Annotated in this window: 8 protein-coding genes; 2 read left to right on the top strand and 6 right to left on the bottom strand. The window is 55.0% G+C overall.

Annotation, left to right across the window (positions count from 1 at the left end; genetic code table 11):
- Positions 1-6 precede the first annotated feature (6 nt).
- Complete coding sequence (locus tag ACTVDO_RS02340; protein ID WP_020960367.1) at positions 7-510, top strand: inorganic diphosphatase; 504 nt, start codon at positions 7-9, stop codon at positions 508-510.
- Between the two features lie 227 nt (positions 511-737).
- Positions 738-2,312 carry a phosphoglycerate dehydrogenase gene (gene serA / locus ACTVDO_RS02335; protein ID WP_020960368.1) on the top strand — a complete coding sequence of 525 codons (1,575 nt, stop codon included), beginning with the start codon at positions 738-740 and terminating at the stop codon, positions 2,310-2,312.
- 59 nt (positions 2,313-2,371) lie between these two features.
- On the opposite strand, the gene ACTVDO_RS02330 is transcribed toward serA, so the two are convergent.
- The 6 genes from ACTVDO_RS02330 to ACTVDO_RS02305 form a co-directional block, all read right to left on the bottom strand.
- Complete coding sequence (locus ACTVDO_RS02330) at positions 2,372-3,184, bottom strand: histidinol-phosphatase (RefSeq protein WP_020960369.1); 813 nt, start codon at positions 3,182-3,184, stop codon at positions 2,372-2,374.
- A gap of 307 nt (positions 3,185-3,491) precedes the next feature.
- The gene (locus ACTVDO_RS02325) at positions 3,492-4,610 is read right to left on the bottom strand and encodes a GerMN domain-containing protein (protein WP_020960371.1); all 1,119 of its coding nucleotides are present in this window, start codon (positions 4,608-4,610) and stop codon (positions 3,492-3,494) included.
- Positions 4,588-5,133: an RNA polymerase sigma factor SigX gene (gene sigX, locus ACTVDO_RS02320; protein ID WP_442900956.1), complete on the bottom strand. Its 546-nt coding sequence runs from the start codon at positions 5,131-5,133 to the stop codon at positions 4,588-4,590. Before sigX ends, ACTVDO_RS02325 begins: the two co-directional genes overlap by 23 nt.
- A 459-nt stretch (positions 5,134-5,592) precedes the next feature.
- Positions 5,593-6,309, bottom strand: coding sequence for a hypothetical protein (locus tag ACTVDO_RS02315; protein ID WP_020960374.1), 717 nt, complete (start codon positions 6,307-6,309; stop codon positions 5,593-5,595).
- Entirely contained in the window at positions 6,302-6,790 is a 489-nt protein-coding gene (locus ACTVDO_RS02310) for an ECF transporter S component (protein ID WP_020960375.1), read from the bottom strand. Before ACTVDO_RS02310 ends, ACTVDO_RS02315 begins: the two co-directional genes overlap by 8 nt.
- A complete protein-coding gene (locus ACTVDO_RS02305; RefSeq protein WP_020960376.1) occupies positions 6,787-7,365 on the bottom strand; it encodes a cob(I)yrinic acid a,c-diamide adenosyltransferase in 579 nt (192 codons plus the stop codon). Before ACTVDO_RS02305 ends, ACTVDO_RS02310 begins: the two co-directional genes overlap by 4 nt.
- Positions 7,366-7,373 lie beyond the last annotated feature (8 nt).

Genomic DNA, 7,373 nt, shown 5'->3' with positions numbered 1-7,373 from the left:
CGGGTTATGGCATTCGAAAATAAAATTGTCGAAGCGTTTATCGAAATTCCAACCGGCAGCCAAAACAAATACGAGTTCGACAAAGAGCGGGGCATCTTCAAGCTCGACCGCGTCTTGTACTCGCCGATGTTTTATCCGGCTGAATACGGCTACTTGCAAAATACATTGGCGCTTGACGGCGATCCGCTCGACATTTTGGTCATTACGACGAACCCGACGTTCCCGGGCTGTGTCATCGATACGCGCGTTATCGGCTTTTTAAACATGATCGACAGCGGGGAGGAAGATGCGAAACTAATCGGCGTGCCGGTTGAAGATCCCCGCTTTGATGAAGTCCGCTCGATCGAAGACTTGCCGCAGCACAAACTGAAAGAGATCGCCCACTTCTTTGAACGTTATAAAGACTTGCAAGGCAAGCGGACGGAAATCGGCACATGGGAAGGGCCGGAAGCCGCCGCGAAACTGATTGAAGAGTGCATCGCCCGCTACAATGAGCAAAAAAATCAGTAATTGACATTAGACACTCATCACCATCGAGACCGCAAACCTTGTTGATTTCCGAACTATCTCGCCCATATCTTTTGGTATGGGCGTTTTTCTTTTTCTAAACCCGAACATTCTTACACAAAAAAGCGCTTTCATTTGTATAACCTCTTCAGACCCCATTGACAGAACCCATTTTCGTATGTTAAATTATCAGAAATTTAACATCTCCGAAAAAGAAAGGGGCACCGACTGTGTTTCGCGTACTCGTTTCTGACGCCATTAGCGAAGAAGGCTTGGCGCCGTTGCGCACATCAGCGCATATTGACATCGTGCAGCAAAAAGTGAGTGAAGTGGAGGAACAATTGCATACGTTTGACGCCCTGCTTGTACGCAGCGCGACGAAAGTAACAGAAGAGCTATTGGAGAAAATGACGAACTTGAAAATTGTCGGCCGCGCCGGGGTTGGCGTCGACAACATCGATATTGACGCGGCAACAAAACGCGGCATTGTCGTCATTAATGCACCGAACGGCAATACGATTTCGGCTGCCGAACATACATTCGCGATGATGGCAGCGCTCGTCCGTCGCATTCCACAGGCGCACATTTCCGTCAAATCGCGGGAATGGAATCGTTCCGCGTTTGTCGGCAACGAGCTGCTCGGCAAAAAACTCGGCGTGATCGGCTTCGGCCGCATCGGATCGGAAGTCGCAAAGCGGGCGCGCGCGTTTGGCATGACCGTGCACGTCTACGACCCATTTTTGACAAAGGAGCGGGCGGAAAAACTCGGCGTCTCGATCCATTCGCTCGATGACGTGCTGGCTTCTGCCGACATCATCACCGTCCATACACCGTTGACGAAAGAAACAAGGGGCTTGCTTGGCACGGAAAATTTGGCGAAAACGAAAAAAGGAGTGTATTTAGTCAACTGCGCCCGCGGCGGCATCATCGACGAGCAGGCGCTCATTCCGTTTTTGGAAAACGGCCATGTCGCCGGCGTCGCCCTCGACGTCTTTGAACAAGAGCCGCCGGGCGACCATCCGCTTTTGGCGTTTGATAATGTCATCGTTACGCCGCATTTAGGGGCGTCGACGGTCGAAGCGCAGCTAAACGTCGCCACCCAAGTGGCCGAAGAGTTGCTCCACTTTTTCGAAGGGCAGCCGGTCACCTCGTCGATCAACTTGCCGGCTTTGTCGAAAGACGTCTATGAAAAAATTCAATCATTCTATCATTTAGGACGGAAACTCGGCTTAATCGCTTCGCAGTTTATGAACATCCCGGTGCAAGAGTTGTCCGTCACGTATGCTGGTACGGTCGCCGATTTGGAAACAACATACATCACCCGCAGCTTGCTAGCCGGCTTCTTGCAGCCGCGCGTCGCCTCTACCGTCAATGAGGTCAACGCCGCCATGGTTGCCAAAGAGCGCGGCATTACGTACGGTGAAAAATTTTCCGATGAAACGCATGGGTATGCGAACTCCATTTCGCTCACCGTCCATGGCGAGAACAAAACGTTCACGATCAAAGGAACGCACGTGCCGAACTACGGCGACCGCATCGTCCACTTTGACGGTGTCGCCATCGACTTCGCCCCGGAAGGCCATCTCCTTTACATTCAGCACCAAGACCGGCCTGGGATGATCGGCAAAGTCGGGAACGTGCTCGGGGCGCATGATATCAACATCGCGACGATGCAAGTCGGCCGGCAAGAAGCGGGTGGAAAGGCCATGATGATCCTCTCGCTTGACAAGCCGGTTGATGATGCCGTATTAAAAGCATTGACCCAAATTGCGGACATTGAAACCGTCAAACGGCTTGAGGCGTAATCATAAAAACGCAGGCTTCCTGTTTCGAAGCCTGCGTTTTCTCGTGATTATCGTTCCGTTCAGCCGAGCGGCACCGCTTTCCGCTCCCCTTTCGAGAACGTCATCAGCTCGGTGTAGCCGACGCTGCGGGCGAATTCGATCGCCTTGTCAAAGTCCGCACCGACATGTTCCGGCACGTGCGCGTCAGAGGAGAAGACGATAGGGATGCCTTTTTCATAGCACATTTTCAGCAAACGAGGATCCGGGTACAGCTCGCCGACCGGCTTGCGCAGTCCAGCCGTGCTGATTTCAACGCACGTTTTCGAATTGGCAAGCGCCGTCGTCGCCCGGTCGTATTGTTCGAGCAAAAATTCCTCATCTTCCGGGACATATTTAAAAATTTTCACCAAATCAAGGTGCCCGATAATATCAAATAAGTTCGATTCGGCTAGCGTCACGACTTGATCGAAATATTTGCGGTATGTATCGTACAAATCGCGCCGTTCCCACTCGCGGCGATATTCGACTAAATCGATGCCGAAATCGTCCACCCAATGAATGGAACCGATCACATAGTCAAAATCGTATGCGCGGATGAACGCCGCCATCTCTTCATGCTTGCCTGGCGTATAATCCATTTCGATCGACATTTTTACATCGATGCCGGCATCCCACGCTTCATGGAACAGCCGGACGTAGTCAGCCATATCGTAGCAGCGGCGCGCTTCCACCCATGGATTGGACAAAATGTTTTTTGTTTGGTAAAAATGATACGCGTGTTCGGAAATGCCGAAATGTCTAATCCCTTTTCTCGCTGCTTCGTCCGTAAACCGGCGCAAATAATCAAGCGTCAGCGTCCCCCGTTCGAGATGGTTATGGTAGTCGGTCAACATCTGCCCTTCTCCTCTCCTGATGTTTTCCTCATTATAACGCATCACCGCAAAAGAGGACAACCGTTTTGCGAATATTCATCCAATCATCCGCTAGCGCCAACAAGAAACAACAACCCGACACATACCGCCACACCGGCGACCGCCAAGAGCCTTCTCATGACATCGTCCATTCTTCACCCCTCCTTGCCTTCTTCATGCCATATATGTCTTATGTTAAAACGATGGCCGATAGAACAACACCGCGACGACATTAACAAAACTGTAACAAAATGCACGGCCGGAAAGCGGGCGAGGGCGGCACCGAACGCTATGGCCCGGCGGCTGTCAGCAGCCCGGCGTTCGGACCGGCCGGCACTTTGATCGCCTTCCCGAGCGGATACGGACCGATAGCCGAGCGGTCATTGGCCGCCAACGTCACCTCAAGCAAGCCGAACTCTTTCGCTGTCAATAAAATCGCTTCTGCCATGCGCGCTGCATCCGTTGTGTCAGGCGAGGCGGAAAAGCGAAGCGACACGGCGGCATACCGTCCGTTGACATCGACCCGCTCAACCTCCACTTCCGGTGGAATGGCCGGCTCAAGTCCGCGGCCGCCCGATTTTTTCATCCGCTGCACCGCCTCAGGAAACGAGCGGGCGTTGCTCGGGGCCGAGATGAGTACCGCATGGCCGAACGAAGAAAGGCGGTTTATATAATAAATTCGTTTTTGCTGATCCACTTTTGTCGTTTTAAGCTGTCCGGACGCCGACAGGTAAAGGCCTTCCTCCGCTCCGGTGAAAAAGCGGATGTTCTGCCCGCCCATCTGCCTCACTGTTTCCGCCACCGCCACTAAAAACAGCCGCTGCTCCTCGCGATCGGCAGTAAATATGCGATGGCGGGCCGGAACGTGCACCGCCCACACGCGCCCGTTGCCTGCTTCTGGCGCCATCGTGACGCCATCTAGCCATTTGGCTGCGCCCCGCAGCGCCGAGCGGCTGAGTTCATCCAGCGCTGCGGCCAGCCGTTCTCCCGGGGCAAAACGACCGAAAAGCGGGACGGCCACCGGTACAACCATGCCGATTTTCCGGTCAGGCAGGGCGATGACCGCTGTGCTTGCCGCTTCATTCGCCATGAGCGGCGCCACGTCAGCTGCCATCATCACTTCGGCGCGGGAAGAAGCGTCCTTCCTCTCCCATGTCTGGACAGCGGATGAAGAGGCTTCCTGTTTGTCTACCCGTTCTGGAATGATTAGACGGGAACCGGCAAACACAGTGACAATCAACACCGCCGCCGATGCGGCCGCCGGAAGCCAGCGTCGCCTCCAACGCGCGGCCCGCCGGGCGCGCTCCAGCCGCTCATAAACGTCCGCTTTCGCTCGGCGGTCTTTGACGACGGGCAACTGTCTAAGGCCGTGTTGGATGCATCGCTCATTCCAGTTGAGCTTTTTCATGTTGCCCCCCCTCTCGTTCTTCCTCTTCCTCCATATATTGCTTCAGCGCTTTTAGCGCACGATGTTGCGTCGTCTTCACCTTGCTCTCTGTCCAGCCGAGCGCCGCCGCCGTTTCCGCGATCGACAGTGACTGGATGAACCGGAGGACGAGCACAAGCTGCTGATCAACCGTACAGCGCGCCAAACAGCGGTACATAAGTTGAATTTCCTCCTTTTGAATGGCGACCTCCTCCGGCATCGGTTCATCCGCACCGATCGATTCCGCACTCCATTCCGGCGGACCGGCCCATTTGCGCCGATGCTTTTGCCGGCGGAAAAAATCGATCGCCACATGGCGCGCAATGGACAGCAGCCACGTTTTTTCACTGCATTGCCCTTTAAACCGCTTATACGAACGCAGTACTTTCACATACACTTCTTGGACTAAATCTTCGGCATGCTCTCGATTCCGCACCATGTAAAACAAAAAATTAAACAAATCATCATGATATTTTTCATACAACTGTTCAAAGACGGGGTCCATCGTCTCTCCCCCTATTCTTTCCATGGACTGCAGCCAAAAAAAATCCCATTATCTTCATGATAACGGGTGAAAAGCGAAAAGGGAACTGTTTTTTCGGTGAACGACTCACCGGTTAGCGAACGCTTGAAGCGGGAGCTTCTCTATTCCACGACGAACGCAACCTTTCGTCTCCCTGAGCGCGACTTCGGGTCGTTCCGACTCTAGGCATCCGATGATTCGGGGTTCTTTCGCGCCTTGGATCTTTTCCACATGGAAGGCGCTGCCTAGTTTTTGCATCGGATGTTCTCCATGCACCCCCTTCATCTCCCGTTCACAACGAACATGATCGATATGGATTGTATCATGCGTTTTGGCTGACGCCAGCCGACATTCCTCTCCCACCTACTGACCGGGTTACACCCTTCACGGTCCTTGAGGTGGGAGATTTCTTTCGGAAATTGCGTTAAAAACGACAGGCGGTTACAGCTCGGCAAACAGCGGAAAAAAAAGACGGCCAGCCCGTTTCCTTAACACTTGCTCTCCGGCCGGGTCATAGCTGATGAGCAAAGATGTCGCCGGACCACCGGAGACAAAGAGCGGCAGCGGGCACGCACAGGCGCGCCATTGGCGGCCATTGGCGGCCAACAGCTGTGTATATTCATAATAAATGCCTTTTGAACCAACCGGGATCAACTCATAAACATACGGCGAAGCGAGAAGTTCGGCAATCAGTGAAAGCGGCGCGATCCAATCCGGGTGCGCCAACACGGCCGGACCGACGAGCGGGCGGCCGATGACAGCAAACTTGGCCTCTTCCGGCGTGATGCCCATTCGCTTTTGTCCGCTGGCCACCGTTCCAATCGCCGTCACCCCAAGCGCCGACTGCACGGTGGCAAAGTTCGATTCACTGCTGCCGGTGATCGGGAGGGCGAGCCCCAGCTCACTGCCCGCCCGTCCGATGCCGCGGCACAGCGCTTCCCAACATTCATCGGCGATAAAGTTTTGCAGCACCATCGCCTTCGCTTCCGCCCCCACGCTTACTAACTCCATCAAGGCGACGCGGGCGGCAAAATAGGCGGTCGTCTCGGCCGGAACAAAAACAGCGTCGCCCGGTTTGTCTCCTACTGCCGCTGAACCGTCGGCGGCAATCGCTAGTTCAACACTATCGGTGAGCGGGAGAAAGAGCACATCACGCATGCGGCGCTCTCACCCCTGCTTTCGCAGCCAAACGGGTGACAGACGGCATAACCGTCATTGCCACCAATACATTGACGGCAGCGGCCGCCGACAGCGGCGGAATGACCGCGATAACGAACGGCCAGCCGAACGGAATCACAAGCGGCAGCGGCGCCAGCAACACGTTGCCGGCAAAAAAGGCGGCAGCTCCCGCGAAGCGCCAGCCCCGCTCATACATCGCGGCAAACAAAGCGCCAAGCCCCGCCATTTCACAGGCGATAAGCCAATGGAACGGACCGAGCGGCCAGCCGCCGACATAGGCGGAAATGAAGTGGCCAAGCCCGGCGACCATTGCGCCGGCGCGCGGGCCGAGAACAGCAGCAGCGACGAGCGCCGGCGCGCTGTCTAACGCGATGCTGCCGACAAACGTCGGCAGCTTGATGAACGATCCGATGATAGAAAGCGCCAAACAAACAGCCAGCCAGGCAAAACGGCGGTTCATTGCTTCTCCTCCTTGTCGCGGAACACGATGGCGCTCCGCTCGTACTCGACATCGCCCACCCCCAGGCGGGCGTTCACGACACGCGCAGCAGCGAACAAATAATCCGATAAACGGTTCATGTATTTAAGCACGACATCATTGATCGGCTCCGCTTTTTGCAACGAAACGATGCACCGCTCCGCCCTTCTTGTCACCGTACGCGCCAAATGAAGCGCAGCCGCCGCCTTCGAGCCGCCCGGCAAAATGAACTTCTCAAGCGGCGGTGCTTCCTGCACGTACGCATCAATGCGCCCCTCTAAAAACGTGACCATCTCCTCGGTCGCTTTATACGGCAGCTTGCCGTTGACAATGGCCAAGTCGCCGCCGCAGTCAAACAGCTCGTGTTGGATTTTTTGCAGCTCAGCGCAAAGGTCGCGAAACCGCGCATCGTCTGCCAATAAAGCGAGCGCCCAACCGATGAACGAATTGGCCTCATCGATCGTTCCGTACGCCTCAACCCGCAAGTGGTCTTTGTCGACGCGTCCGCCGACTAAACTCGTTTTTCCTTGGTCCCCCGTTCGTGTATACAGCTTCATTCGTCCTC

The sequence above is a fragment of the Geobacillus sp. BK01 genome, assembly GCF_052220245.1.
Lineage (GTDB): Bacteria > Bacillota > Bacilli > Bacillales > Anoxybacillaceae > Geobacillus.
Note: the sequence above shows the minus strand (reverse complement) of the source record. Positions and strands in the feature narration are given on the sequence as shown.

Coding starts and splice junctions, on each gene's coding strand:
- ACTVDO_RS02315 (WP_020960374.1), bottom strand. CDS start 6,309: ATGCGTGATGTGCTCTTTCTCCCGCTCACCGATAGTGTTGAACTAGCG.
- sigX (WP_442900956.1), bottom strand. CDS start 5,133: ATGGACCCCGTCTTTGAACAGTTGTATGAAAAATATCATGATGATTTG.
- ACTVDO_RS02325 (WP_020960371.1), bottom strand. CDS start 4,610: ATGAAAAAGCTCAACTGGAATGAGCGATGCATCCAACACGGCCTTAGA.
- ACTVDO_RS02330 (WP_020960369.1), bottom strand. CDS start 3,184: ATGTTGACCGACTACCATAACCATCTCGAACGGGGGACGCTGACGCTT.
- ACTVDO_RS02310 (WP_020960375.1), bottom strand. CDS start 6,790: ATGAACCGCCGTTTTGCCTGGCTGGCTGTTTGTTTGGCGCTTTCTATC.
- ACTVDO_RS02305 (WP_020960376.1), bottom strand. CDS start 7,365: ATGAAGCTGTATACACGAACGGGGGACCAAGGAAAAACGAGTTTAGTC.
- ACTVDO_RS02340 (WP_020960367.1), top strand. CDS start 7: ATGGCATTCGAAAATAAAATTGTCGAAGCGTTTATCGAAATTCCAACC.